The sequence below is a fragment of the Actinomadura sp. 21ATH genome, assembly GCF_041951345.1.
Classification (GTDB): Bacteria; Actinomycetota; Actinomycetes; order Streptosporangiales; family Streptosporangiaceae; genus Spirillospora.
Map to the genome: position 1 here is coordinate 1 of NZ_JBGNUR010000033.1, position 24,191 is coordinate 24,191.

General features: G+C 72.1%; 43 protein-coding genes and 1 pseudogene. 42 read left to right on the forward strand and 2 right to left on the reverse strand.

The window, feature by feature from the left end; genetic code table 11:
• The first annotated feature begins 150 nt into the window (after positions 1-150).
• Positions 151-1,068, forward strand: coding sequence for a tyrosine-type recombinase/integrase (locus ACA361_RS41670; protein ID WP_375020687.1), 918 nt, complete (start codon positions 151-153; stop codon positions 1,066-1,068).
• 52 nt (positions 1,069-1,120) lie between these two features.
• On the opposite strand, the gene ACA361_RS41675 is transcribed toward ACA361_RS41670, so the two are convergent.
• Both ACA361_RS41675 and ACA361_RS41680 read right to left on the reverse strand, forming a co-directional pair.
• Positions 1,121-1,528: a hypothetical protein gene (locus ACA361_RS41675; RefSeq protein ID WP_375020688.1), complete on the reverse strand. Its 408-nt coding sequence runs from the start codon at positions 1,526-1,528 to the stop codon at positions 1,121-1,123.
• 356 nt (positions 1,529-1,884) lie between these two features.
• Positions 1,885-2,400, reverse strand: coding sequence for a helix-turn-helix domain-containing protein (locus tag ACA361_RS41680; protein ID WP_375020689.1), 516 nt, complete (start codon positions 2,398-2,400; stop codon positions 1,885-1,887).
• 167 nt (positions 2,401-2,567) lie between these two features.
• Here ACA361_RS41680 and ACA361_RS41685 point away from each other — a divergent pair, with 167 nt between their 5' ends.
• The 41 genes and pseudogenes from ACA361_RS41685 (at position 2,568) to ACA361_RS41885 (ending at position 24,155) form a co-directional block, all read left to right on the forward strand.
• Complete coding sequence (locus ACA361_RS41685) at positions 2,568-2,810, forward strand: helix-turn-helix domain-containing protein (RefSeq protein ID WP_375020690.1); 243 nt, start codon at positions 2,568-2,570, stop codon at positions 2,808-2,810.
• A complete protein-coding gene (locus tag ACA361_RS41690; RefSeq protein WP_375020691.1) occupies positions 2,807-2,947 on the forward strand; it encodes a hypothetical protein in 141 nt (46 codons plus the stop codon). The genes ACA361_RS41685 and ACA361_RS41690 overlap by 4 nt, the downstream gene beginning before the upstream one ends.
• Positions 2,948-2,994: 47 nt before the next feature.
• The gene (locus ACA361_RS41695) at positions 2,995-3,660 is read left to right on the forward strand and encodes a phage antirepressor N-terminal domain-containing protein (RefSeq protein ID WP_375020752.1); all 666 of its coding nucleotides are present in this window, start codon (positions 2,995-2,997) and stop codon (positions 3,658-3,660) included.
• Complete coding sequence (locus ACA361_RS41700; protein WP_375020692.1) at positions 3,660-3,938, forward strand: hypothetical protein; 279 nt, start codon at positions 3,660-3,662, stop codon at positions 3,936-3,938. The genes ACA361_RS41695 and ACA361_RS41700 overlap by 1 nt, the downstream gene beginning before the upstream one ends.
• A 77-nt stretch (positions 3,939-4,015) precedes the next feature.
• Positions 4,016-4,615, forward strand: a complete 600-nt coding sequence (locus ACA361_RS41705; protein WP_375020693.1) for a hypothetical protein — start codon at positions 4,016-4,018, stop codon at positions 4,613-4,615.
• Positions 4,612-4,884, forward strand: a complete 273-nt coding sequence (locus ACA361_RS41710) for a hypothetical protein (RefSeq protein ID WP_375020694.1) — start codon at positions 4,612-4,614, stop codon at positions 4,882-4,884. The genes ACA361_RS41705 and ACA361_RS41710 overlap by 4 nt, the downstream gene beginning before the upstream one ends.
• A complete protein-coding gene (locus ACA361_RS41715) occupies positions 4,881-5,276 on the forward strand; it encodes a hypothetical protein (protein WP_375020695.1) in 396 nt (131 codons plus the stop codon). The genes ACA361_RS41710 and ACA361_RS41715 overlap by 4 nt, the downstream gene beginning before the upstream one ends.
• Positions 5,273-5,491 carry a hypothetical protein gene (locus ACA361_RS41720; RefSeq protein ID WP_375020696.1) on the forward strand — a complete coding sequence of 73 codons (219 nt, stop codon included), beginning with the start codon at positions 5,273-5,275 and terminating at the stop codon, positions 5,489-5,491. Before ACA361_RS41715 ends, ACA361_RS41720 begins: the two co-directional genes overlap by 4 nt.
• Positions 5,492-5,570: 79 nt before the next feature.
• Positions 5,571-6,470, forward strand: coding sequence for an ATP-binding protein (locus ACA361_RS41725; protein WP_375020697.1), 900 nt, complete (start codon positions 5,571-5,573; stop codon positions 6,468-6,470).
• A complete protein-coding gene (locus ACA361_RS41730) occupies positions 6,467-6,970 on the forward strand; it encodes a hypothetical protein (RefSeq protein ID WP_375020698.1) in 504 nt (167 codons plus the stop codon). Before ACA361_RS41725 ends, ACA361_RS41730 begins: the two co-directional genes overlap by 4 nt.
• Complete coding sequence (locus ACA361_RS41735; protein ID WP_375020699.1) at positions 6,970-7,302, forward strand: hypothetical protein; 333 nt, start codon at positions 6,970-6,972, stop codon at positions 7,300-7,302. The genes ACA361_RS41730 and ACA361_RS41735 overlap by 1 nt, the downstream gene beginning before the upstream one ends.
• The gene (locus ACA361_RS41740; protein WP_375020700.1) at positions 7,299-7,493 is read left to right on the forward strand and encodes a hypothetical protein; all 195 of its coding nucleotides are present in this window, start codon (positions 7,299-7,301) and stop codon (positions 7,491-7,493) included. Before ACA361_RS41735 ends, ACA361_RS41740 begins: the two co-directional genes overlap by 4 nt.
• A gap of 1 nt (position 7,494) precedes the next feature.
• Complete coding sequence (locus ACA361_RS41745) at positions 7,495-7,968, forward strand: hypothetical protein (RefSeq protein WP_375020701.1); 474 nt, start codon at positions 7,495-7,497, stop codon at positions 7,966-7,968.
• Position 7,969: 1 nt separating this feature from the next.
• Positions 7,970-8,524, forward strand: coding sequence for a hypothetical protein (locus ACA361_RS41750; RefSeq protein WP_375020702.1), 555 nt, complete (start codon positions 7,970-7,972; stop codon positions 8,522-8,524).
• Positions 8,521-8,868, forward strand: coding sequence for a hypothetical protein (locus tag ACA361_RS41755; protein WP_375020703.1), 348 nt, complete (start codon positions 8,521-8,523; stop codon positions 8,866-8,868). Before ACA361_RS41750 ends, ACA361_RS41755 begins: the two co-directional genes overlap by 4 nt.
• A complete protein-coding gene (locus ACA361_RS41760; protein ID WP_375020704.1) occupies positions 8,865-9,341 on the forward strand; it encodes a hypothetical protein in 477 nt (158 codons plus the stop codon). The genes ACA361_RS41755 and ACA361_RS41760 overlap by 4 nt, the downstream gene beginning before the upstream one ends.
• Positions 9,334-10,026 carry a hypothetical protein gene (locus ACA361_RS41765; protein WP_375020705.1) on the forward strand — a complete coding sequence of 231 codons (693 nt, stop codon included), beginning with the start codon at positions 9,334-9,336 and terminating at the stop codon, positions 10,024-10,026. Before ACA361_RS41760 ends, ACA361_RS41765 begins: the two co-directional genes overlap by 8 nt.
• Entirely contained in the window at positions 10,016-10,306 is a 291-nt protein-coding gene (locus tag ACA361_RS41770) for a hypothetical protein (protein ID WP_375020706.1), read from the forward strand. The genes ACA361_RS41765 and ACA361_RS41770 overlap by 11 nt, the downstream gene beginning before the upstream one ends.
• Positions 10,303-10,437, forward strand: a complete 135-nt coding sequence (locus tag ACA361_RS41775) for a hypothetical protein (protein WP_375020707.1) — start codon at positions 10,303-10,305, stop codon at positions 10,435-10,437. The genes ACA361_RS41770 and ACA361_RS41775 overlap by 4 nt, the downstream gene beginning before the upstream one ends.
• Positions 10,434-11,162 (forward strand): DNA cytosine methyltransferase, encoded by a 729-nt coding sequence (locus tag ACA361_RS41780; protein ID WP_375020708.1) that lies wholly within the window; start codon positions 10,434-10,436, stop codon positions 11,160-11,162. Before ACA361_RS41775 ends, ACA361_RS41780 begins: the two co-directional genes overlap by 4 nt.
• Positions 11,159-11,863: a hypothetical protein gene (locus ACA361_RS41785; protein WP_375020709.1), complete on the forward strand. Its 705-nt coding sequence runs from the start codon at positions 11,159-11,161 to the stop codon at positions 11,861-11,863. The genes ACA361_RS41780 and ACA361_RS41785 overlap by 4 nt, the downstream gene beginning before the upstream one ends.
• Entirely contained in the window at positions 11,860-12,054 is a 195-nt protein-coding gene (locus tag ACA361_RS41790; RefSeq protein ID WP_375020710.1) for a hypothetical protein, read from the forward strand. The genes ACA361_RS41785 and ACA361_RS41790 overlap by 4 nt, the downstream gene beginning before the upstream one ends.
• A complete protein-coding gene (locus ACA361_RS41795) occupies positions 12,039-12,572 on the forward strand; it encodes a hypothetical protein (protein WP_375020711.1) in 534 nt (177 codons plus the stop codon). The genes ACA361_RS41790 and ACA361_RS41795 overlap by 16 nt, the downstream gene beginning before the upstream one ends.
• Positions 12,572-12,791 (forward strand): annotated as a pseudogene (locus tag ACA361_RS41800) (DUF4326 domain-containing protein). Before ACA361_RS41795 ends, ACA361_RS41800 begins: the two are co-directional and overlap by 1 nt.
• Positions 12,791-13,126 carry a hypothetical protein gene (locus ACA361_RS41805; RefSeq protein ID WP_375020712.1) on the forward strand — a complete coding sequence of 112 codons (336 nt, stop codon included), beginning with the start codon at positions 12,791-12,793 and terminating at the stop codon, positions 13,124-13,126. Before ACA361_RS41800 ends, ACA361_RS41805 begins: the two are co-directional and overlap by 1 nt.
• Positions 13,123-13,338: a hypothetical protein gene (locus tag ACA361_RS41810; protein WP_375020713.1), complete on the forward strand. Its 216-nt coding sequence runs from the start codon at positions 13,123-13,125 to the stop codon at positions 13,336-13,338. Before ACA361_RS41805 ends, ACA361_RS41810 begins: the two co-directional genes overlap by 4 nt.
• A gap of 11 nt (positions 13,339-13,349) precedes the next feature.
• Positions 13,350-14,168 (forward strand): hypothetical protein, encoded by an 819-nt coding sequence (locus tag ACA361_RS41815; RefSeq protein WP_375020714.1) that lies wholly within the window; start codon positions 13,350-13,352, stop codon positions 14,166-14,168.
• Positions 14,165-14,602, forward strand: a complete 438-nt coding sequence (locus ACA361_RS41820) for a hypothetical protein (protein ID WP_375020715.1) — start codon at positions 14,165-14,167, stop codon at positions 14,600-14,602. Before ACA361_RS41815 ends, ACA361_RS41820 begins: the two co-directional genes overlap by 4 nt.
• Positions 14,603-14,637: 35 nt before the next feature.
• Complete coding sequence (locus tag ACA361_RS41825) at positions 14,638-15,006, forward strand: hypothetical protein (protein WP_375020716.1); 369 nt, start codon at positions 14,638-14,640, stop codon at positions 15,004-15,006.
• Entirely contained in the window at positions 15,003-15,302 is a 300-nt protein-coding gene (locus tag ACA361_RS41830; RefSeq protein WP_375020717.1) for a hypothetical protein, read from the forward strand. The genes ACA361_RS41825 and ACA361_RS41830 overlap by 4 nt, the downstream gene beginning before the upstream one ends.
• Complete coding sequence (locus ACA361_RS41835) at positions 15,299-15,481, forward strand: hypothetical protein (RefSeq protein WP_375020718.1); 183 nt, start codon at positions 15,299-15,301, stop codon at positions 15,479-15,481. Before ACA361_RS41830 ends, ACA361_RS41835 begins: the two co-directional genes overlap by 4 nt.
• Positions 15,478-16,293 carry a hypothetical protein gene (locus ACA361_RS41840; protein ID WP_375020719.1) on the forward strand — a complete coding sequence of 272 codons (816 nt, stop codon included), beginning with the start codon at positions 15,478-15,480 and terminating at the stop codon, positions 16,291-16,293. The genes ACA361_RS41835 and ACA361_RS41840 overlap by 4 nt, the downstream gene beginning before the upstream one ends.
• A 93-nt stretch (positions 16,294-16,386) precedes the next feature.
• Positions 16,387-16,776 carry a hypothetical protein gene (locus ACA361_RS41845; RefSeq protein ID WP_375020720.1) on the forward strand — a complete coding sequence of 130 codons (390 nt, stop codon included), beginning with the start codon at positions 16,387-16,389 and terminating at the stop codon, positions 16,774-16,776.
• Between the two features lie 26 nt (positions 16,777-16,802).
• Positions 16,803-18,455 (forward strand): beta strand repeat-containing protein, encoded by a 1,653-nt coding sequence (locus ACA361_RS41850; protein WP_375020721.1) that lies wholly within the window; start codon positions 16,803-16,805, stop codon positions 18,453-18,455.
• Between the two features lie 9 nt (positions 18,456-18,464).
• On the forward strand, positions 18,465-18,803 hold the full coding sequence (locus ACA361_RS41855; RefSeq protein ID WP_375020722.1) for a hypothetical protein: 339 nt from the start codon (positions 18,465-18,467) through the stop codon (positions 18,801-18,803).
• Entirely contained in the window at positions 18,803-18,991 is a 189-nt protein-coding gene (locus ACA361_RS41860) for a hypothetical protein (RefSeq protein ID WP_375020723.1), read from the forward strand. The genes ACA361_RS41855 and ACA361_RS41860 overlap by 1 nt, the downstream gene beginning before the upstream one ends.
• A 21-nt stretch (positions 18,992-19,012) precedes the next feature.
• Positions 19,013-19,369, forward strand: coding sequence for a hypothetical protein (locus tag ACA361_RS41865; RefSeq protein ID WP_375020724.1), 357 nt, complete (start codon positions 19,013-19,015; stop codon positions 19,367-19,369).
• Between the two features lie 274 nt (positions 19,370-19,643).
• Positions 19,644-20,114, forward strand: coding sequence for a hypothetical protein (locus ACA361_RS41870; protein WP_375020725.1), 471 nt, complete (start codon positions 19,644-19,646; stop codon positions 20,112-20,114).
• Positions 20,095-21,723, forward strand: a complete 1,629-nt coding sequence (locus tag ACA361_RS41875; protein WP_375020726.1) for a hypothetical protein — start codon at positions 20,095-20,097, stop codon at positions 21,721-21,723. The genes ACA361_RS41870 and ACA361_RS41875 overlap by 20 nt, the downstream gene beginning before the upstream one ends.
• An 8-nt stretch (positions 21,724-21,731) precedes the next feature.
• Entirely contained in the window at positions 21,732-23,213 is a 1,482-nt protein-coding gene (locus tag ACA361_RS41880; protein WP_375020727.1) for a phage portal protein, read from the forward strand.
• Between the two features lie 3 nt (positions 23,214-23,216).
• Positions 23,217-24,155, forward strand: a complete 939-nt coding sequence (locus tag ACA361_RS41885) for a hypothetical protein (protein WP_375020728.1) — start codon at positions 23,217-23,219, stop codon at positions 24,153-24,155.
• The last annotated feature ends 36 nt before the right edge of the window (positions 24,156-24,191 follow it).

Sequence of the window (24,191 nt, forward strand, 5' to 3'; positions counted from 1 at the left end):
GCTACGGCCACCTGTATCCGTCATCCGCGACAGGGTCGCCAACGTCGGTTCTTTGACGTTACGCTGCGGTTACTCCATTCGGCAACCGGCGCGCGAGCAAGCTTGCGGCTAGGACGCCGGATACGGTTCCGTCTATGTGAGGTCCACACGATGGCCACACCCCCCAACGCGGCCGACGACATCGAGCAGCTCCTCGTCTCCTACCTGCGCCACGTCCGCGCGGGCAACCTGTCCGAGCACACCGCCCGCACCTACGGCCAGTCGGTGAACGCGCTCATCCGCTACCTGCGCTCGCTGGACGAGGTGCCGGCCAGTGTCGAGGACATCGACCGGCCGCTGATCCAGGACTGGGTGCAGCACATGTTCGCCGCCGCACCGAACTCCTCCACTCCCCTGACGCGCTTTGTGCAGGTGCGCACCTTCTTCCTCTGGCTGGTCGAGGAGGGCGAGCTGGAGGTGTCGCCGACCAAGGGGATGCGCGACCCGAAGATCACCGCCAAGCCGGTCCCCCGGGTGGCCGAGGACGCCCTGCGCGCTCTGCTGAAGACGTGCGGGAACGACTTCGAGGGGCGCCGGGACGAGGCGCTGATGCGCGCCTACGCCGACGGCGGCGTGCGTCTGAACGAGTGCCTGGCCCTCGACCTGGACGACGTCGACATGGAGCAGCAGGTGTTCTGGGTCCGCGGCAAGGGCGACAAGGTTCGTGCCGTCCCGTTCGGGATGAAGACCGCCCGGGCCGTCGACCGGTACCTGCGGGCCCGCCGCAAGCACCCCGCAGCGGCCACCTCGTCGCGGCTGTGGCTGGGCGGGAAGGGTCCTCTGCGGGAGAGCGGGGTGCGGCACATGCTGCATCGCCGCTGCGACGCCGCGGGGATCGAGCGAGTCCGTCCGCACCAGCTCCGCCACACCGCGGCGCACGAGCTGCGCCGGGCGGGGATGAACGATCAGGACATGAAGAGGATTTTCGGGTGGCGGTCCAGCAAGATGCTGGAGCGCTACACCGAGTCGGCGGCCGACGAGCTGGCGCTGGAGGCGCACCGGCGGCTGTCGTTCGGGGACCGGCTGTAGGGGCGCGGCGGCCGCCGGCGGGAGAGCGGGTGCTCGTCGGCGGCCCGCCCGGTCAGTTGCGCTGCTCGAGACGGGAGACGCGGGCGTCGGTGGCCTCACGGAAGGTCCGGATGATGGTCCGGTCACCGACCTCCAGGTCGTCGGTGCGGCCGAGGACGCGGATCAGGTAGTCGCGCAGACTGTCGTACAGGGCGTGCTCGTTGCGGCTGCGGACGATGGTGCCGTGGGCGTTGATGGCGGCGTTGGTCGAGATCCCGGCGAACAGTCCGAGGGCGCACCCGCACATGATCCAGCGAAGATCGTGGGCGTTCCATCCGGTCGTGATGAGGATGGCAGCGAGGATGGGCAGGACGGCGGCGAGGATGAGTGCGCCGCCGCGGACGACGCGGTGGATCGTGAGGCCGTCGGGCGTCGGGGGCTGGTTGTGGTCGGTGGCGTGGCGGGCGTCCTCGTGGCACATGTACTCGAGACCCTCCTCAGGTTCGGGAGTGGGTATCTCGTCGCCGAGTCTGCTTGGGAGCACGCGGAGTGGACCGGTCCCGATACCCGATGCTGTTGTGATGACCCGAGATGCGCGAACATTTCGGAACGTCGAGTATGTGACACACGGCAATCAAAAGGGAACCCTCAGCGAGTTTCGGTTTCTTGCTGCCACCTGCGGTTTCATCTCGCGGTAGATCATCAGCGCAGGTCAGAGCGGTATTCCGGATGTCCGAATGGTGAACGCCTCTGTCCATCTGGCGCCCGCCCGGCCGGTTTCGGTCTCCCCTAACGAGTGGATTGCTCATCGCAGCAAGCCGCTGACGTGGGAAACCTTCAACCTGCGTCGGCCTCGCCGCGCTCTTCCTCGTACGCGCGAGCCATCCGGGCAGTGAGGCGGATGGCCGACTCGTCGCCCGCCTCCATCCATCGCTCGACATGACGGCGCAGATCCAGCAACTCGCGCTTGGTCTCCTCGCTGAGTCCGGAGCGGAGCACGTCCTCCTCGGTCGGCCACTCCTCCTTCTCTGCAGCCTCCCTGCGAGCAACATCGAGCGGCGCCTCCCCCTGGGCCGCCAGGGTCTCGAGTTCGCGGGCGGCGTCCGGCCGGCCGACGATCTCAAGCTGCTCTGCGGTGACGTTGAGGACCCGCGCGACCTTGGCGATGGCCTCCGGCGTGCCCTCGAACGGGGTGTCCTGCCCGCCGAACCGGGCGACGCCGTGGATGATCCGCCGGTACGTCGTCGAGCTCGTCTCGGCCGCCTGTGCCAGGGCGTTCTGCGAGAGCTTGGGGCGCACTGCCTGTCTGGCCTCTTCCAAGAGGGAGCCCAAGGGCGTCAAGTCCTTGTCCATAGGCGAATCATGTTCGCACACGTTCGCAACGTCTAGCGAAGTAACCCCCGTACCGCCTTGCCGGACAGCAAGGTGACACAAACATATGTGCGAACGTTCGCGCCAGTACCCCAGATTGGGACAGCCCAAGGCTTGTACGTTCGCGCCAGTTCGCGTACTGTTGCGCCATGCCCAACCCCGAGAGAGCCCCCACGAGGCTCCACCACGAACCGGAAGCGGTGACGTGGGCGCGGGAGAAGGCCGGTCTTTCTCAGGCGCAGCTCGCCAGGGAGTGCGGCTTCACGCGTTCGCTCATCTGTGAGATCGAGGCCGGCACCCGCAACGCCACCCCCGCGACGCTCATGAAGATCGCCGAGGCGCTGAACTGCCCGGTCGTCTTCCTGGAGCGCAAGCGGCAGGCCGCCTCATGAACCCGCCGGCGCGGCGCAAGGACGCCGAACGCAAGGCCATCCGCGACGCCTGGAAGACCGACGGCGCCAAGGGCGCCAAGGAGTCCGAGAAGCGCGGCGACAAGGCCAAGGACGACAAGAAGGGCGGGAAGAAGTGAGCGAGATCGTTTCTCTGGTTCGACCCGTCGAAGTCGGCGCGAAGGTTGTGGCGGTCCCGTTCCTTGAGGGAAGCATCCCGTGCGTCGAGGTCGATGGCGAGCCGATGGTGATCCTCCGGCCGATCGCTGAGCTGCTGGGCCTGGCCTGGTCACCGCAGCGCGCGAAGCTTTCCGCTGACCAGACCGCCTGCGTGACGTTCATCGTCACGCAGCTCCCTGGCGACGACCAGGCCCGCAAGGTGATGGCCGTCAGCCTGGAGACCTTCACCGTCTGGCTCGCCCGGCTCCAGCCGTCCCGTGTCGCACCCGAGGCGCGCGACACGGTGATCGCCTACCAACGCGAGGCGGCCCGCGCCCTGCGCGAGCACTTCTTCGGTGCGCGCACCGAGCCCGTTCGCAAGCCCGCCTCCGGCATCGCCCTGCTGGAGGAGATGGTCGCCGAGTTGCGCGCCCAGCACGAGCGGACCGCCGTGCTGGAGGCCAAGGTCGAGGCGATCGAGGGCGACTACCGATCCTTCACCGCGCTCGCCTTCGCCAAGCTCCACGACTACCCGACCAACCGCCCCTACCTGGCCAAGGTCGGGCGCCGCGCCACGCAGATCATGCGGGACCGCGGCGAGACGCCGCACAAGCGGCAGGACGCCACCTTCGGCCAGATCAACGTGTACCCCAGCGACGTGCTGGAGCTGGCCTTCGAGGAGGTCGAGCAGTGATGGCGGCCCCCAAGAACATGACGCCGGCCGAGCGCGCTCTGCGCGCCCGGATCGCCTCGCACTCCTCGTGGGCCCAGACCAAGGACCGGTCGGCCCGCACCGCCAACGGCACCGCGGCGTCCCCGGCGGCCCTGTCCTACTGGGAGAAGCGCGTCGACCCCGACGGCGAGATGGACGAGCGCACCCGCGCGCTCGCCGCCGAGAACGCCCGGTCCGCGCACTACCAGCGCATGGCCTACCGCGCCGCGCAGGCCCGCAAGGCCAAGAAGTCCGCCTAGCAAGCGGCCCCCGCCGTGCGCGCGGCGAGGGCCCGACGAGGAGCACCTCGTCGCCACCCAGATTAGAGGAGCACATCGTGTCCAACCTCATCCATCTCCTGGACGCCCGGGCGCTGCCGCGCCTGTCGGGCATGCAGGGGGTCCAGATCCGCCCGCTGATCGGCTCCGGTGCGCTGGTGCCGATCGAGGTGGGCCGCACCACCTACTACCGCTGGTCGGACGTGCTGGCCGTGATGCCGAAGCAGGCGCGCGCGCGGTACGGGCCGCTGGCCGTGGCGCCGGTCGCGTCCGGGGAGCACCGGTCGGGGCTGGCCGGGTACACGGTGTCGTGTGAGCGGGCGACGCGGCTGACGGCGCTGAGCCTGCACGTCGAGCACGGCGCGCTGGTCGCGGTCGAGCGGGTCGACGGGCGCAGGCGCGTCGCGGCGAGGATCCCCGACGGCTGGCGCCGGTCGCCGGAGGCGTGGGCGGAACGGCACGCGGCCCGGGTCGGCGCGCGGTACGTGGACGCCCGGCACCGCGACCCCGCCTACCCTGCGCCCGGCAGCACGATCCCCGACCAGCCCGGCTACGTCGTGGGCACCTGCGAGCACCGGGTCGCCAAGAGTGAGTGGCGTGCCGGGTTCCGCACCTGCGAGCGCTGCCTCGCCGAGCCGGTCGCCGAGGTGGCCCGGTGAGCTACCTCAACGCGCAGACCCTCCTGGACCTGGCCGTCCTGCTGGCGACCCTGCTGGGCGTCACGGTCGGCACGGCGGCCTGCCCGTTCTCGCTGATCTCGGCGGCCGGCTGGCTGCTGGCGGCGGCGGGCTTCGGCGGGGCGATGGCCCTGTCGCTGGCGGGCCGTGACGCGACGGCGGCGGCGATGCTGCTGGCGGGCGCGGTGACGTCCGGCGTGCTGGTGGCGTCGGGTCTGCTGCGCGGCGCGCGGTCGGGCGGTGCGCGATGAGCGCCCCGCTGAGCGACGACGCCCGCACCCTGGCCACCGCGATCCGTGAGGTGCTGCGGGTGCCGCGCCCGCTCAACGGCGCCGACCAACGTGAGTTTCTCCAGCTCCAGCGCACCCGCGTCGTGTGTGTCGACTCCATCCTCCGCCACCTGCTGGCGGAGGAGGACCTCGACGTCGAGGCGGCCGCGCGGCTGATCCGCGAGGTGGCCGACAGCGAGCCCGTCACCTACCGCACCGACGAGCCCGGCACGACCTGCGAGACCGGCGAGATCTGCGGCATCCCGCACGGCGTCGGCCGCCGCCACCCCATCGACGCCGCGCCGTCCACGAACCACCCCGCCCTGCGCGACCAGGGCCCGCGTTCCGCGAGCCGAAGGAGGACCGGACAGTGACCGCCCCCGCCGAGCCGACGACCGCCCACTGGGTCTGGCTGGTCGACGCCGTCCTGAACGAGGGCCTGCTGTCCCCCGGCGAGGGCGTGACCTGGCTCGCCGACCTCCTGCGCACCACCCCCATCCGCGCCGCCCGGCTGCTGGTCGAGCGCGCCTGGGACGCCGAGCGCCACGCCCAGACCATCCACATCGACGACGACGGGGAGACGCCGTGATCCGCCTGTTCGCCCGGCTGCGGTCCGGGTTCTGCACGATCTGCCAGCGCAAGCGGTGCAAGTGCGGGTGGGGGCAACCATGACCTTCACCTTCACGCCGGCGACCAAGGAGGAGTCCAAGGCGCGCATCGCGCTGACCGGCCCATCCGGGGCCGGCAAGACCTACACCGCGCTCATCCTCGCCGCCGCGCTCGGCGAGAACGTGGCCGTCATCGACACCGAGCGCGGCTCGGCGTCCAAGTACGCCGACGAGTTCACCTTCTCCAAGCTGAACATGCAGGCGTTCGAGCCGACCGCTCTGGTCGAGGCGCTGGGTGCGGCGGCCGGCGCCGGGTTCGACGCGGTCATCGTGGACTCGCTGACGCACTTCTGGTCCGGCACCGGCGGAATGCTCGAGCAGGTCGACCAGGCGGCCCGGCGCGGCTACGGCGGCAACTCCTTCGGCGGGTGGAAGGAGGCCCGCCCGATGGAACGCAAGATGATCGACGCGCTCGTGTCGTACCCCGGGCACGTGATCGTGACGATGCGGTCCAAGACCGACTACGTCATCGAGGAGGACCAGCGCGGGCGCAAGGTGCCGCGCAAGGTCGGCCTCAAGCCGGAGCAGCGCGAGGGCATCGAGTACGAGTTCGACATCATCGGCGACCTCGACCACGAGAACACGCTGGTCGTGACCAAGTCCCGCGCCCGCACGATCGCCGGCCGGGTGGTGTCCAAGCCCGGCCCTGACTTCGCCGCCGACATCGCCGCGTGGCTGGGCGACGGCAAGCCCGCCCTCGACGCGCTGGCCTACCGCGACCTCGCGGTCGACAAGAACGCCACCAAGCAGGTGCTGCGCGAGCTGCACCGCGAGGTCGTGCAGCGCGGCCTGAAGAACGCCGCCATCACCGACGACACGGGCGAGACCACCACGCTCGGCGAGCTGATCGCCCGGCGCGGCAAGGAGGCGCCCGACGAGACGCAGGAGGCGTCCGAGTGAGCGAGTTGAAGGAGCTGGCGCTGCGCGTGGCCGTGCTCAAGGCGCTGTCCGACCAGGTCACCAAGGCCGGTTCGCAGGCCCGCGCCGAGCTGCTCCGGCAGATGCACGAGGCCGGCGCGGAGAAGGTCGCGGCCGAGCTGCCGGGCGGCCGGAAGGTCGCGTCGGTGTCGCTGGCCGGCGGGCACAAGGTGTCGGCGGTCGTGGTGGACGAGGCCGAGTTGCTGGCGTGGGTGCGCGAGCAGCGGCCCGAGGAGCTGGAGGAGCGGATCCGCCCGGCCTACCGCAGGGCGCTGCTGGAGGAGTTGGCGCGCAACGGCGAGGAGGTGCCGGGCGTCGAGCTGACCCTGTCGACGTCGTACGTGTCCAACCGCTTCGCGACGGGCGGGCAGCACGCGATCGCGCAGGCGTGGTCGTCGGGCGCGCTGGCGCTGCCGGAGGTGCTGGCGTTGCCGACCGCTGAGCAGGCCGCCGCCGAGCACGCCCCCGAGAGCGAGGCGTGATGGCCGAGCCTTGCTGGATCGTGCGTCGCGGCGAGAGTGACGAGTACGCGAACGAGCGCCACTACCTCGCGGAGCAGGAGGCGCGCGACGAGGCGAAGCACCTGACCGACAACGGCGAGCCCGCGACCGCCGAGCAGCTCACCGCCCCGTGCATCACCTTGACCTGTCAGGGCTGCGGCTACCAGATCGACGAGGACGACGAAGGGATCATCCACTTCAAATCGATCAAGCAGGCTCACGAGTACGTCCTGGGGATCGGCGAGGAGGGCGTTGTCTTCGCGGGCGACCTGCTAATCCGCTGCTGCAACGACTGCCCTGAGTCCACGTCATGACCACCGTCCGTGCGCTGCTGAGGGCGCTGCTGCCGGGCCCGCGCCTGCCGTGGCGGTGCACCGGCTGCGGTCGCCGCACGCGGCGCCTGACGCCCGCGCAGCACGCGTCCGCCGGGTCGGGGCTGCTGCCCGCGTGCCGCTGCGGCGGGACCCTGCTCACCACCAGCCAGCACAACAGAGAGGACGTCTGACATGGGAACGTCCACGAACGCCCTGCTCGTCTACGGCTACAACCTCGGCGGCGGCGAGATTGAGTGGCTCGTCCAGGAAGCCGACGAGTACGGCGGGCTCGACACCGACTGGTGGGGCGAGGACGACGAGCGCGACTTCGGCACCGCCGCGACGCGCCGCCTGCTCGACGCCAGCGGCTTCACCGAGACCTACGAAGATGGCAGGGAGGGCTACTTCAGCCGCGAGCGCGAGGCCGAAGAGGCGCTGGGCGTCGAGATCGAGAGCTACTGCTCCGGCGATTATCCGATCTTCGCTCTGGCTGCGCACGTCATCACCGTCCACCGTGGCGACCTGGAGGTGCTGGACCTCGCCGCACTCCAGCGGATGCCCGCCGAGAACGGCTGGGACGACAAGCTCACGGCCGCGCTGAGCGCCCTCGGCCTCACACCCAAGCAGACCCAGCCCGCGTGGCTGCTCTGCTCCTTCTGGGGTTGACGTGACCGCCCGCCCGCCGACGGCCGCCGAGGAGACCGCGCTCGCCACGCTCCTCACCCTCGCTGCCGCCCAGTGCGAGCCCGGCCCCGGCGGGCTGGCCCGCATCCGGCACCTCATCGACAAGCAGAACGGCGCCCCGGGCTGGACCCCCGGGACGCCGCCACAACAGGCCGTACACCTGGAAGGAGCCACGGCCATGCACCTACTTACCACGGAAGGCACCCCGCGCGGCAAGCAGATGGCGGCGGCGTTCGCGCTGTTCCACCTGCTGGAGGCGCACGTCCCCGACGCCGACTGGACCATCGACGAAGGCGGCCACCTGTGCGGCCACGTCACCCGCCGGCAGGACCGGGAGGCCCGCGCCGCGATGCGCCTGTTCGCCACGTTCTTCGGCGGGCGCCTGACCGCCTCCCAGGGCCGCGACGACCGCAGCGAGTGGATCCACCTGGAGGTGTACCGCACCGGCGCGGGCGAGCCCGTCACCTACCGGGGCGTGCCGGTGACCGTGTGGACCCACGTCGACATCCGGCCCATCGCGGCGGGGGTGAAGGCATGACCCCGATCGAGGAGCTGCGCGCCGCCGCCAAGGCACTACGCGAGACCGCCGCTGTAGCCACGCCGGGCGCCCGCGAGGTCGCCCACCTCGCAGGCATCGGCCAATGCGTGCGGAGCATCCCGGACCTGCGCTTCTGCGTCACGGTGGAGCGCGGCGAGGAGGGCGACGCCGAGTGGATCGCGCTGGCGCCCCCGGTCATCGCCGAGCCGATCGCCGACTGGCTGGACGGCGTCGCCGACGTGATCGACGGCCACGACCCGGACGAGGGCTGCGAGTGCGTGCACTCCGACTCGTTCCACCAGGCGCTCACCGTGGCCATGGCCATCAACGGCGGTGCGTCGTGACCCGCCAGCTCAAGCCGTGCGGCACCGTCGCCGCCTACCAGCGGCACATCAACCGCCGCGAGACGCCCTGCGACCCGTGCCGGGCCGCCCGCGCCGACTACGTCCGGGGTGGACGTCCGGCCCGCCTCCTCCAGCCGTGCGGCACCCGCGCGGCCTACGTCAGGCACCTGCGCCACGGCGAGCAGCCCTGCGACGACTGCCTCGACGCCAACGCCGCCCGCGTCGTCGGCGACGAGAGCTTCAGGGTCTACCAGCGGTGTCGGCAGCGCGCCCAGCGCGAGCTGGCGCGGCGGTACCCGGAGGCGTTCGCCCACCTGTACGCCCTTCAGTGCCGCCAGGAACTCCCCCGAACCGACAGCGCGGCCAAGGCTCGCGCCCGGGGACGCGCCCTCAGCGACATCACCCACCGCTACCCCGAAGCATTCGCGACCCTCCTCGCCGAGGAGCTGGCCAAGGAGACCACCGATGAGTGAGCACTACATCCCCACCCGCGTCCGCCTCGCCTGGTCACAGGCCGCCGCCGACGAGGCCAGCGCCGCCGACCAGGACCGCCGCGCCGCCTCCCTGGAGGCCGAGATCTCCGGGCTGCAGCAGCAGATGACCGCCCTGAAGGACAAGCTCGCCGTCGCCCGCAACCAGTACGCCCTGGCCGGTCGCGAGCAGCAGCGCTACCGCGAGGACGCCGAGGCCGGACGCGAGATGGCCATGGCCTACTGCACCGCCCGCGACATCCCGGTCGCCGCCCTCGACGCCGCGCCCGCCCCCGGCGACACCGGACCCCAGCCCGCCGTCCCGGACGAGGCGACCTGCCAGAAGTGCAACGGGGAGGTCGCCCGCTGGGTCGGCGGCGGCTGGCGACACGTGGACGGCCCCCGCGACCACGCGGCCGAGCCCGCCGGTGACCCGCTGGAGCGCAGCGGCGCCTACCCCGTACAGCCCGCGCCCTCCGCCGACACCGGGTCGTGGACCGTCCCCGACGACGCCTACCCCGACCCCACCCAGACCATCACCGACCCGCCCACCCGGAGCGTGCCCTTTCGCCCGGACGAGAGCCCGGGCCAGGGCGTGGTGGACGGGCCGCCGCACCAGGCCACGCCCGACCCCGTCCGCGCCCTGACCGACCTCGACACCCGCGACGGAGGCACCGATGAGCGCTGAACCGATGAGCAACGAGCGCCTCGCCGAACTGACGGACGCCGATCGCCTCCACGCCGTCATCGAGGCCGCACTGATCGCCTACTGGTGCCTGGAGAAGGGCAAGGGCGAGCCCGACCAGCTCGACCTCGCCGCCGCCGTATCTCACGCGTTCGTCCTCGTCGACGCCCTCCGGCACGCGGGACTCCCGATCGAGTGCGAGGAGGGCCCCGACCCGCACGGCGTGCGAGAAGCGGTGACCGGAGCCCTGCAGACCCTTCGTGACAAGGAGACGACCCCGTGACCCGCATCCTCGCCGCCGTCCGCCGCCTCCTGCGCCGCCGCACCACCACCCGCACCGTCCGCTGGGACAGCCCCGAACTGCGCGGCACGGCCGGGCGGGCGCCGCGGCGGATCGAACGGGAGTGGCTGTGACCGGTACCGACTCGCTCGTCCCGTCCCCTCACTCTCAGGGGGACGGGGCGGGCGCCCGCCCGCGGCTGCTGGAGCTGTACTCCGGCGCCAGCGGCGCCGGCATGGGCTACCACCTCGCCGGCTGGGACGTCACCTGCGTCGACATCCGCCCCCAGCCCCGCTGCCCGTTCCCCTTCGTCCAGGCCGACGCGCTGGAAGTGCTGGCCGCGCCCGCCTTCCTCGCCGGGTTCGATGCCGCGCACGTCTCGCCGCCCTGCCAGTTCGGCACCGCGGGCGCCGCCCGCTGGGGCACCAGCGACCAGCACCCCAACCTCATCCCGCCCACCCGGGACCTGCTCCAGGCGTCCGGGCTGCCGTATGTCATCGAGAACGTCGAACCCGTCCGCCCGCACCTGCGCGGCCCCATCCTGCTGTGCGGCCAGATGTTCGACCTGGGCGTGTTCCGGCACCGGCTGTTCGAGATGCCCTGGTGGAACGACCTGGTCCCGCCGCACGCCCCACACCTGGGCCGCATCGGCGACGGCCGGTACGTCACCGTCACCGGCCACCCCGGCGGCAGCAGCCGCCGCGACGGCATCCGCCACGGCGACAAGGCCGCCTGGCAGCGCGCCATGGGCATCGACTGGATGACCGCAGCCGAACTCGCCCAGGCCGTCCCGCCCGCCTACACCCGCTTCATCGGCGAGGCCCTCATGGCCCATCTGCGCGAGGAGGTCGCCGCGTGACCGCCGCCGCCCGCCCGCACGGGTACGCCCGCTACCGCCTCGACGGCTGCCGCTGCTACACCTGCGCCGCCGCCGTCCACGCCTACGACCAGCACCGCGCCCGCGCCATCGCCTACGGCACCTGGCATCCGTTCGTCGACGCCGAACCCGCCCGCGCCCACGTCCGCGCGCTGCTGGCCGCCGGCCTGGGTACTCGCTCCATCGCCGCCGCCGCGGGCGTCCCCCGGCAGAGCATCCAGTACCTGCTGCGCGGCCGCCCCCGTGGCGGCGGGCCCGCCCAGCCGCCGCCGGAGCGGATCCGACCGGCCACCGCCGCCGCGATCCTGTCGGTCGACCTGACCCTCGACCGGCTCCCGCCGGCCACCCGCATCGACGCCACCGGCACCCGCCGCCGCGTCCACGCCCTCGCCGTCGCGGGCTGGCCGCACGCGCAGGTCGCCGCGCACATCGGCACCGCCCGCGGGAACCTCACCGCCGCGATCAAGCAGCCGCGCGTCACCGTCGCCACCGCCCTGAAGGTCCGCGCCGCCTGCCGCGCCCTGTGGGGCCTGGACCCGGCCTCTCACGGCGTCGCCCCGCACCGGGTCGAGGCCACCCGCCGCCGCGCCCAGCAGGCGGGCTGGGCTCCGCTGGCGGCCTGGGACGACATCGACGACCCGGCCGAGCGGCCCCAGGGCATCCGCGAGGAGGCCGCCGCATGATCCACGCCACCACCCTCGGCCACCTGCCCGCCCTCCGCGCCACCTCCTGGGCGTGCACGTGCGGCGCCGCCGAGATCCGCCACTACGCGGCGTCCACCGACCCCGGTGACGCGCTCGATCTGGCCGGCCGCCTGGCCGCCACCCACCGCCGCACCGCCGCCCTCAAGGAGTCCCCATGCAGCCCCGAGTGATCGGCATCGACCTGAGCCTGTCGGCCACCGGCATCGCCCGCGTGGACGGCAGTCTCGACACCATCACCACCGGCCCCGGCGACCACCTGGCCGACCAACGCGACCGGCTCCGCTACATCGCCGACGAGGTCGTCAACCGCACCAAGGCCGGGCTCTTCGAGGGTCCGCACCTCGCCGTGATCGAGGGCCCGTCGTACGGCTCGGCGGGCGCGGTCACCTGGGATCGGGCCGGGCTGTGGTGGCTGGTGGTCGACCGCCTGTTCTACGAGTGCCTGCCCGTCGCCGTCGTCCCGCCCAAGACGCTGAAGAAGTACGCCACCGGTCGTGGTGACGCCACCAAGGCCGACATGCGCATGGCCCTCTACCAGCGCGAGGACCGCGACGTCCGCGACGACAACATGGTCGACGCCCGCTGGCTCGCCCTCATGGGACTCGACGCCCTCGGCCACCCGCTCATCGACATGCCAAAGGTCAACCGTGAGGCCCTGGCCAAGGTCGCATGGCCGGAGGTGAAGTGATGCCGCGCCGTATCCAGCGCCGTCGCACCAAGGGCTGGCGCATGCCCGGCAACGCCGTCTACGTCGGGCGCCCGTCCCACTTCGGGAACCCGTTCGTCGTCGGCCAGACCACTCCGGGCTGCCCTGCACGGACGGGACCTCGTGTGCTGGTGCGCGGAGCCAGAGCCGTGCCACGCCGACGTCCTCCTGGAGATCGCCAACCGTCCGGAGGTGCCGTGATGGCCTTCCCCGACCAGATCGCCGCCGCCGACCGCGCGGGCCGCAAACCCGCCCCGGCCGTGGACCCGCCGCTGGCCGACCTCATCCCCCTCGCCGGAGACGACCCCGCCGAGGCCCGCCGCGCCGCCCGCGCCCTCGCCCGCCAGATCGACGGCGACGACCTCGCCGACATGCTCGGCCTCACCCTCCCCGACGAGCACCCCACGCTCGCCGACGGCCTCGTCGGGCTCATCGCCGCCGGGAACCTCACGCAGGCGCGGGCGTGGATCGGCGACTGCACCGCCGGCGAGATCGACGCCATCCGGATGGCCCTGCGCGAGCGGAGGCGGCCGTGAGCGCCCGGCGGCCGCCGCGCTGGTACGTGGCCATGCCGCCGTTCATCGGCCGCGGCGACGAACTGGACGCGCGGATCCGGGCGCTGGAGGCCGAGCGTCTCCGCCCCGTTCCGCCGCCCCCGAGAACCAATCCCCGAATCAATTTGCACGACCTCGCGGAATTGTGCGAGGTGCTCGGCGAAGACGACGAATTCGAGAGGCCCCCTGAATGACGTGGTTCCGGGTGGACGACACCTTTCACTCCCACCCCAAGGTGCTGGCGGCCGAGCCCGCGGCCCTGGGTCTGTGGGTGGTCGCCGGCACGTGGTCGAGCGCGAACCTCACCGACGGGTTCGTGCCGCACTACGTGCTCCCGCGGCTGCTCCCGGACTCGGACAAGCTGGCGGAAGCGCTGGTCACGTGCGGGTTGTGGAGGCGAGCGAAGGGCGGCTACCGGTTCCACGACTGGAGCGACTACAACCCTCGAAGTGTCGACGTGAAACGCGAGCGCGACGCGGCGCGAGAACGCATGCGAAACCTGCGGGCAAAACGCAAAGCCCCTGGTCAGCCCCAGAAACGTTCGGGCGAACAACAGGCGAACGTTCGGGATGTGTTCGTAACCCCGTCCCGTCCCGACCCGACCCGTAGTTCTTCTAACGAAGAACTACCTAGGGACGCCCCCCCGGCTTCGCCGGGTCCCCCCGCACGACGCGCCGACCGCGGCACCCGCCTGCCCGACGACTTCCCCGTCACCCCCGCAATGCGCAAATGGGCGGGCGAGAAAGCGCCGCTGTGCGGAATGGAAGACCACGAAGCCTTCTGCGACTACTGGCGCTCGGTGCCCGGCGCCAAGGGCCGGAAACTCGACTGGGAAAAGACCTGGCGCAACTGGATGCGCAAAGAGCAGCGAGAGCGCGACCGGCCCGGCCAGCGCGCATCCGGCCGGGCCGTGCCCGGACGCTCCACTACCGACGACCGCGTCGCCCAGGCCCAAGCCCTCAAGGCCGAACTCGGCCTCACCCAAGACCCCCAGCTCAACCTGATCCGAGGAGAACTGGCATGACGCCCGAACAGGTCATCGACCTGCTCACCGAGATCGCCGCCCGCGACCGCCGCACCATCGGCAAGGCCGACGTCACCGTCTGGGCGTTCGACATCGGCGACCTCGACTTCGCCGACGCCCGCACCGCCGTCGCCGACCACTTCCGCGAAGAGCCCGGCGTGTGGCTGGAGGCCGGCCACGTGCGCCGCCGCGTCCGCAAGATGCGCGCCGACCGGCTCCACGACTTCCAGTACATCCCCGTCCCCGGCGACGACAACACCCGCGTGTACCTGCGCGCCCTGCGCGAGCAGCGCGAGGCCGTCGCCTCCGGCCGCCGCGAACCCGCCCCCGCCCTGCCGCCCGGCGACACCGCCCGCGCCGCCGAACTCCGCCGGCTGTGCGCCGGCGTGTTCCCCAAGCCGCCCAAGCCGCGCCCCAAGGACCTGCAGCCGTAGCCCGCCTGCCACCCCCTACGAGACCAGGAGACCGCGTGAGCACCCAGATAGAGATCCGCGAGTGGCAGCCCGGAGACGGCCTCGCCTGCTCCTGGGCCAACCGGGCGCCCAGCCGCATCCCCTGCGGGCCGCCCGTCGCCGTCCAGGTCAACCGCGTCCACTCCGGCACGCAGTTCGAGAAGGCCTACCGCCGCGTCGTGTGCGCCCTACACCTGCCGGGCTCCGTCCAGCCGGGCGAGGTCATGGTCGACGCCGAGAAGGCCGCCCGCGAACGCCTCGCCGTCGCCCACTGGGACGAGTACCAGGCCCTCATCGCCGAGGAGATCTCCCGCCGCGTCGAAGAGGCCTACTCCTTCGCGTCCGAGGAACTGCGCCGCATCGCCACCGGCCAGGAGGCGTCATGACCCGCGACCCCGATGTGCAGGCCGCCGTCGACGACGAGACCGGCCACCTCGCCGGCGACGGCGTGTCCTGGACCGACCCCGAACCCCTCGCCGACTGGGAACGCGAACTGCTGGAGCAGAAGGCCGAGCGCGACGTCGGTGTCATCGCCCGCGCCATCCACGCCGCCGACGTCGAGATCCACCGCGGCGACCACCCCGCCTGGGACGACCTCACGGGCAGCGGACGCGCACAGTACCGGCAGGCCGCCCGGCACCTGCTCGCCCGGTTCACCATCACGCCCAAGGAGCCCGCGTGAACGTCCGACTCGTCGCCGGAGCGGCGATCCTCGCGCTGGTGTTCGGCGGGACTTTCGTCGCCGCCGGGCTCGACATGGGATGGCTCGCCGCCACGGTGACCGTGGTCGTCGCCACCGTCGTGCTCGGCCTCACCGCGGTGGCTGTCGCACTGATCCACGAAGGGATGGACCGCCGGTGAGCGTTCCCTGCCCGGTCTCGCACTGCGACCGGCCCGCCGACCGGGGACGGCCCTGCGGAGCGTGCAGCGCGGAACTGGGGCGCGCGCTGACCTCCGTGGCGTGGCTCGCCGGCGAGCTGGACACCACCCTGTCGCGGCAGACGTCCAAGACCGGCGGCGGCCGCTCCGCCGAGACGCCGATGGTGTTCGACCCGCGCGCCTCCAAGGCCGCGCGGATCCTGCGCTCCACCCTCGTCGGCTGGGTCCGCGCCATGGAGATCGAGCCCCGCGAGGGCCCCGTGTGCGCGGCGTGCGAGCACCCCTCGTGCCGGATGCTCCCGTACTCGCGGGGACCGGCCGACACCTGCCAGAGCATGGCCGCGTGGCTCTCAGCGGGCCTCTCGCGGCTTCTGAGGCATCCGGCGGCCTCTGAGGCGTGCGAGGAACTCACGGCCGCCGTGCGGGCTGCACAGCGCGCCGTGGACCGTCCCGGCGAGCGGGTGTTCGCCGGGCGCTGCGAATGCGGCGAAGCGCTCTACGCCCGCCCCGGCGCCAGCGTCGTGCAATGCCGCGAATGCGACGCCGAGCCGTACGACGTCGCCGACCAGCACGACAAGATGCGCGAAGAGATCCGCGACCAGCTCGCCCACCCCTACGGTGCCGCCGCGCTTCTGGCCCGCCTCGACATCAAGGCGCCTGAGTCCACCATCCGCCGATGGGCCAAGCTCGGCCGGATCGCCGCCCACGGCATCGACCCGCGCGGCCGGCCCGTCTACCGGATCGGGGACATCCTCGACGTCATCACCGAGATGGGCCGTTCGTTGCCCGCGTAGCGGTGTGGCGAGTACAGTGTGATCGACTGACGTTCACTGTCGAAAGGCCCGGCCATCCGCCGGGCCTTTCTTCATGCCCGGGAGGTGATCCACGTGGCCGTAGGATTCGCCCCCGCGACGGCGAACGCGATCCTCAACGCCCTGTGCCGCAACGTCGCATGGACCCAGCCGTCCGCCGTGTGGGTCAAGCTCCACATCGGCGACCCCGGCGCGGCCGCCACCGCCAATCCCGCCGTCGAGACCGACCGCATCCAGGGCACCTTCGGCTCGGCCGCGTCCGGCGGCGCGATCAGCAACACCGCCGCGCTCACCTGGACGAGCGTCGCGGGCGCCGAGGACTACACCCACTTCTCCGCCTGGGACGCCAGCACCTCCGGGAACTTCCTGTTCTCCGGCACCGTCGGCGCCAACGCCGTCATGGTCGGAGACGACTTCGTGATCCCAATCGGCGACCTCGACGTCACCCTCGCCGTAGCGGCCTGAGCCGCGCGCCCGGGAGGCGGTGACCCATGGCGCCGATCGCGCTCACCGGCGCCGGGAACGTCACCACGAGCTTCGCCGCCAGCGGCACCGGCGCGGCCTGCAACCGGCCCGCCAACACCGCCAACGGCGACCTGCTCGTCACGCTGTTCTACCACCGCAACGCGGGCGGCACCGTCACCGCACCCGCGGGCTGGACGGTCGCCAAGAACGAGGGCGGCAACGGCACCTGGGCAGCCTGCGTCAAGGCGATCACGAACGTCGGATCCGAGCCCGCGACCTACACGTTCAGTGGCAGCGGCAGCAACCGGAACTTCACGATCATCTGCCGTGTGACCGGTGCCGACCTCGCCGACCCGATCAACGTCGCCGGGGCCACGTCGGTGTTCACCGGCACCGCGAGCCTGGTCCACCCCTCGGTCACCACCGACGAGACCGAGACGCTGCTACTCAGCTTCAGCCACAACAACACCGGCACCTCGACCATCGCGACGTTCACCGCCGCGGCCGGCATGACCCAGGTCGGCCAGCAGGGCATCGTGTCCGGCGCCGCCACCTCCAACGGGCAGATCGCCCAGCAGCAGCTCGCCGCCGCCGGAGCGACCGGCACGCGCACCGCCACGATGAGCCCTGCTGCCGCCAACTCCGGCGGCTTCCTCGTCGCGATCAACGCGGGCGCGCAGACCATCACCGGCACCGCCACCGCCGACCTCGGCGCCCTGACCGCCACGGCGGCCGGGAAGCGCACCGTACGCGGCACAGCAGCCGCCACGCTCACCATGAGCGCCACCGCGGCCGGCACCCGGCGGGTAGGCGCCACCGCGCTCGCGAGCCTCGGCGGACTGGCCGCGACCGCGCAGGGCGACCGGACCGTACGGGCCACCGCCACCGCCCTCCTGGGCGGCACGGCCACCGCGACCGGACGCCGCACGACCCGCGGGACGGCGCTGGGCGCGCTCACGGCCTCCGCGACCGCCACGGGGCTTCGCCGCACCACCGGCACCGCCACGGCCGCGCTTGGCGGCATCACCGCATCGGCCACCGGCCGGCGCAGCGTCACCGGGCTCGCCGCCGCCGCCCTGGACCTCACCGCGACCGCCTCCGGCACTCGCAGGACGTCCGGCACCGCCACGGCCGACCTGGGCGGCCTCACGGCGACCGCGAACGGGATCTCGTCCGGCGAGGTCACCGGAACGGCCACCGCGAACCTGGGCGCGCTCACCGCGACCGCCACAGGCCACAGGACCGTACGAGGCGCCCTGACGGCCACGCTCGGCGCGCTCACCGCCACGGCGACGGCACGGCGCACCGTGCACGGGACGGCGGTGTTCACCGCGACCCTCACGGCCACCGCGACCGGCGAGACCACCGGCCCGCCGATCGTCACCGGCACCGCGACCGCGCATCTGACCCTGAGCGCCTCAGCGACCGGACGCAGGACGGCATACGGCACTGCGCAGGCCGTCATCGGGCTCACCGCGACCGCGACCGTCGACGGGGCACCGCTCCCGGACCTCACCGGCACCCTGAGCCCCTCCGGGCACTACGAGGGCGCCCTGAGCGAGGCCGGGCAGTACGCCGGGACCCTGGAGCCCTCCGGGACGCTCACAGGCTCCCTGAGCGTGCTCGACCACCGCGACGGAGCCCTCATGGCGACGGGACGGCTCACCGGGACGATCTGAGGAGGCCCGATGCCCAAGCGGATCACGCTCGCGCTGTCCCAGGGCAACGACGAGACCCTCGCCGGGACCGTCACCGAAGCCGACTTCGGAACGCCCCTCGACCTCACCGGCGTCACCCTGGAGATGCTCCTCAAGGACACCCCTGAGACGCCCGACGCCGACGCGACCGTCCTGTCCACCGCCACCGGCGAGATCACCATCACCGACCCCGACGGCGGCACCTACAGCGTGGCGATCCCCGAGACGGATCTGACCGAGGCCGGAGACCGCTGGTACCGCGTCGACGCCGTACAGGGCACCTCACGCAAGACCATCGTCTACGGGCCGCTGAGAGTGAGGGACCTGTGATGCTCGGCTTCTACGGCCGCCTCTGGGCCTGGTCGATCGCGGTGACAGCCGTACTACTGACCCTGATCTGCGTTGCCCTGATGCCCCTCATAGGCCCCGTTGGCGCACAGATCCTCAGCGGCGTGGCGGCCATGCTGGGCGTGTGCATCGGCCTCAGGATGGCCCTGCCACATCTGCCGCACCAATGACTCACCCCGGGGGGTGGTGGGATGGGACGCCGGGGACTGCGCGTATGCACGGTCCCCGGCTGCCCTGAACTCACCCAGGGCGGGCGCTGCGACGGATGCAAGGCCGAGGCCGAGAAGCGCAGGGGCAACAGCGCACAGCGCGGCTACGGGGCCCGCCACAGGGGCCGCTTCCGCAAGGGCGTCCTGGCCAAGCACCCCGTGTGCGTCATCTGCCGGCGTGCACCCTCGACCGTCGCCGACCACTGGCCACTGGACCGCAGGCAGCTCGTCGCCAAGGGCCTCGACCCCGACGACCCCGTCCACGGCCGCGGCCTCTGCGCCCCCTGCGACTCCGCACAGACCGCCCGCCGCCAGCCCGGCGGATGGCACGCCACCTGACATCACCCCAGGTCACAGGGCCCACACGCCCCCGGCGCCCATCACAGCGCGTGACAGGGGCCATGGTCACTCAGCGTGGGGGTGGACCCCTTGATCACGTAGGGGCGTCGACCGTGCGGGAGGGCTCTGCCCGGTCGGGCGGGTCAGAGCCCCCCATGATCACCCGTGCTGGTCACGCTGCGTGGCCGTGATCGGGTGACCTTGATCCACTGGGTGTCACGCAACGTGGCGCCCGCCTGTGGTCGCGCAACGCGGCCGAGGAGGGATGATCACCATGCCGAAGGGTGGACACGCCAGGTCGGGCCCGCCGCCGGACCCGAACGCGCTGCGGCGCGAGCGGGACAAGGGCGACTGGGTGCTGCTGCCCGCGGCCGGCCGTCAGGGCGATGCGCCGGTGTGGCCGCTGACCGGGCACTCCGAGCGCGAGGCCGACCTGTGGGGTGACCTGTGGCGCAAGCCGCAGGCGCTGATGTGGGAGCGCTACGGCCAGGAGCACGAGGTGGCGCTGTACGTCCGCAAGTTCGCCGAGGTGGAGAAGCCGGACGCGCCGATCAACCTGGGCACGCTGGTGCGGCAGATGGCCGACTCGCTGGGGCTGACGACGCCGGGGCTGCGGTGCAACCGGTGGCGGATCGTGTCGGCCGCGCCGGCCGAGGCGGTGCCGGCCCCGTCCAAGGCGATGCCGAAGCGGTCGTCGGCGCGGGACCGGTTCAAGGTCGTCCGCGATGACACAGAAGAGGAATGACTGGGTCGTCCGCTGGCCGACGCTGGGGTTCCTGGCCGCCGACTGGATCGCGCAGCACTGCATCGTTCCCGACCGCTTCGCCAAGGGCGACCCGTTCGAGCTGTACGACTGGCAGCTCTGGTGCACCGTCAACCACTACCGGGTGCGGCCGGCCGCGACGGTCGGGCAGCTCGCGCCGGCCTTCCAGAACCGGCGGTCGCAGGTGGTGGCCCCGCAGAAGACCGGCAAGGGCCCGTGGAGCGCGTCCGTCATCTGCCTGGAGGCCCGCGGTCCCGCGGTGTTCGACGGGTGGGCCGAGGGCGGCGAGGCGTACGTGTGCGCGCAGCACGGCTGCGACTGCGGGTGGATGTGGGAGTACGAGCCGGGCGACCCGATGGGCATCCCGTGGCCGACGCCGCTGATCCAGCTCCTAGCGACCTCTGAGGACCAGGTCGCGAACGTGTACCGCCCGCTGCAGGCGATGGTGAAGGGCGGTCCGCTCGGCGAGCAGATGAAGGTCGGGGAGAACTTCATCCGGATCGGCGACGAGGGCCGCATCGACGTAGTGACGTCCTCGGCGCAGTCCCGGCTGGGCAACCCGATCACCTTCGCGCTGCAGGACGAGACCGGCCTGTACAACAAGACCAACAAGATGATCCGGGTGGCCGAGACGCAGCGCCGCGGCCTGGCGGGCATGGGCGGCCGGTCGATGGAGACCACGAACGCCTGGGATCCCTCTGAGGGCAGCGTCGCGCAGCGCACGGCCGAGGCGCAGGTGAAGGACGTCTTCCGGTTCCATGAGCTGCCGCCGGCGGGCCTGAGCTACACCGACAAGCGCGAGCGGCGCCGGATCCACCGGCACGTGTACGCGGGGTCGGCGCACGTCGACCTGGATGCGATCGAGGCCGAGGCCGCCGAGCTTCTGCTGGTCGACCCGGCGCAGGCGGAGCGGTTCTTCGGCAACCGGATCGTGTCGGGCAGCGACGCGTGGATGCGGCACGGCGCCTGGGAGGCCCGCACCAAGCCGCGCGAGGTCCCGGTCGGGGCGCCGGTGGTGCTGGGGTTCGACGGCTCCGACACCGACGACTGGACGGCGATCCGGCTGGAGACGCTGGACGGCTACCAGTTCACGCCCACCTATGCCGATGGCCGGCCGACGATCTGGAATCCGGCCGATCGCGGCGGGCAGGTGCCGCGGCTGGAGGTCGACGCGGCGATGGAGGAGGTCATGGCCTCCTTCAATGTGGTGCGCGGCTACCTGGACCCGCCGTACTGGGAGTCGGAGTGCGACGCCTGGGTGGACCGGTACGGCGAGAAGGTCATGATCCGCTGGTATACGTGGCGGCCGGCGCAGATGCATGCGGCGGCCGAGCGTCTGCTGACCGACGTCGTCAAGGTGGACAGCACCTTCGCTCACGACGGGTGTCCGATCACGGCGCAGCATGTGGCGAACACGCGCAAGAAGGTGCGCCCGGGCGGCCGGTACGTGCTCGACAAGGCATCCGATCCGCAGAAGATCGACGCCTGCGTCACCTCGATCATCGTCCATGAGGCCGCCGGTGACGCCGTCGCCGCGGGCCTGAACCGGGTGAAGAAGAAGAGCTACGTCTACACCTCGTCGATGCTGTAGGAGGTCTCGTGGCGCTCACCCTGGCGCAGGCGTCCAGCCTGGCCGACCGGCTGACCGATGAGCTGGCCCGCCGGGACCCCGAGGTGCGGCGGATGGACGCCTACTACCGGGGGAAGATGCGGCTGAAGTTCGCCTCCGGCGAGTTCCGCAAGTTCTTCGGGGACCGCTACCGCGACTTCGCCGACAACTGGTGCCAGGTGGTCGCGGATGCGCCGGTGGAGCGCCTGACCGTCACGGGGATCCAGCCGTACGGGGCCGACAAGGCCGACGCTGAATCGTGGCGGGTGTGGCAGGTTAACGACCTGGACGCCGAATCCCAGCTGGGATTTTTGGCGTCGGTGGGTGCCGGCCGGTCGTTTGTGCTGGTGTGGGGCAACCCCGACGACGACGAGACGCCCACGGTGACGTTCGAGGACGCCGGGCAGGCCATCGTGGCCTACGAGGCCGGGTCGCGGCGCAGGCGGGTCGCGGCGCTGAAGTGGTGGCAGGACGGCAGCTACGAGTTTGCGACGCTCTACCTTCCCGACGAGGTGTGGAAGCTGCGTCGGGCGCTGCGCCGGGAGGAGAAGCCCGCGCAGCAGGCCGCGATCGACGAGGAGATCGCCAAGTGGGAGCAGCGGGAGATCGCCGATGAGCCGAACCCGCAGCCGAACCCCATGGGCGTCGTCCCGATGGTGGAGATGCCGAACCGGCCGCTGCTGACCGCGGACCCGATCTCCGACATCGCAGGCGTCGTCGCAATGCAGGACGCGATCAACTACCTGTGGGCGCTGCTATTCAACAGCGCCGACTTCGCCAGCCTCCCCGCCAGGGCGATCCTGGGCGCCGAGATGCCCAAGATGCCGAAGCTGAACGAGGCCGGCGAGGTCATCGGCGAGATTCCGATCCCGCTGGAGAAGTTCACCCTGGACCGCGTCATGTGGATCGAGGACGAGAACGCCTCCATCGCCAACTGGCCGGCCGCGGATCTGAAGGCGTACACCGACGTGATCGAGGTCGCGGTCGGGCACATCGCGGCGCAGACTCGCACGCCGGCGCACTACCTGATCGGCAAGATGGCGAATCTGAGCGGCGACGCGCTGATCGCGGCCGAGACGGGCCTGGTCAAGCGGGTCGAAGAGAAGCAGTTGTGGATGGGCGCGAGCCTGCGGGAGATGTTCCGGCTGATCGCGCTGGCTCAGGGCAACGAGAGCAAGGCGCAGGCGATCTCGGCCGGCACGCTGCTGTGGGCGGACCCGGAGTCGCGCAACGTCGCCCAGCTCACCGACTCGCTGATGAAGCTGAAGACCATCGGGTTCCCGTTCGAGTTCCTGGCCGCCCGCTACGGGCTCACCCCACCGCAGATCGCCGACGTGATGGCGATGCGTGAGCGTGAGGCCGCGCTGGACCCGGTGAGCCAGATGATGAACGGGCGCCCCGACCTGGACGGCCCGCCGGAGCAGCCCGCGGGCGAGCCTGAGCCGGTCGACGAGCCGCTGGCCGCGGAGTAGTCGGTGCCCACGACCGAGGAGGTCGTCCGGGCGCACCAGGAGCGCCAGCAGAACCTCGTGCAGCGGACCCTGGCGGCGGTGCTGCGCATGCTGGGGCTGATGTCGCGGGAGCGTCCTGGGGCGTCGTGGACGGGCGGCGTCGACGAGCGGGTGCTGGCCGCGGTGATCGCGGCGCAGCAGGAGTCGGCCGAGGCCGGCGCCGATTACATCCGGCAGGTGCTGCGCGCGGCCGGGGTGCGGTCGCGGATGGCGGGCCGGGTGTCGTCGCGGGCGCTGGCTGGGACGGCGTCGGACGGGCGGTCGCTGAACTCGCTGCTGGGCGTGCCGATCGCGACGGCGATCCGCAACATCGAGCGCGGCATGAGCCCTGACGAGGCGTTCGAGCGGATGATCCGCCGGATGGCGATGATCGTGGCGACGCAGGTCGACGACGCGGGCCGGGTCGCCGCCGGGGTGGCGCAGGCCGGCGACCGGGTGATCCTCGGCTACGAGCGGATGGTGAACGCGGGCGCGTGCTCGCGGTGCATCATCCTGGCCGGCCAGGTCTACGCCTGGAGTGATGGTTTCGAGCGGCATCCGAACTGCGCGTGCGTGCACCGGCCGATCTACACGATCGAGGACTACCGGGACCGGGCGGCCAGGCGCACCGCCAAGCAGATCTTCGACGGCATGTCGCGGGCCGAGCAGGACCGGACGTTCGGCGCGGCCGCGGCGCAGGCGATCCGGGACGGCGCCGACATCGGCCAGGTCGTCAACGCGCGCCGTGGCCTGTCGGTCGCGGGCGGGCGCCGGACCACGACCGAGGGCACCACGCGCCGCGGGTCCGCGCGCCGCCGCGGGTCCCCGTCGCCGCGGATCATGCCCGAGGAGATCTACCGCCTCGCCAACGGCGACCGCGCGGAGGCGATCCGCCTGCTGCGCCTCTACGGCTACATCGTCTGACCTGCCGCAACGGCAGGCCAACCCACCCGCAACGGG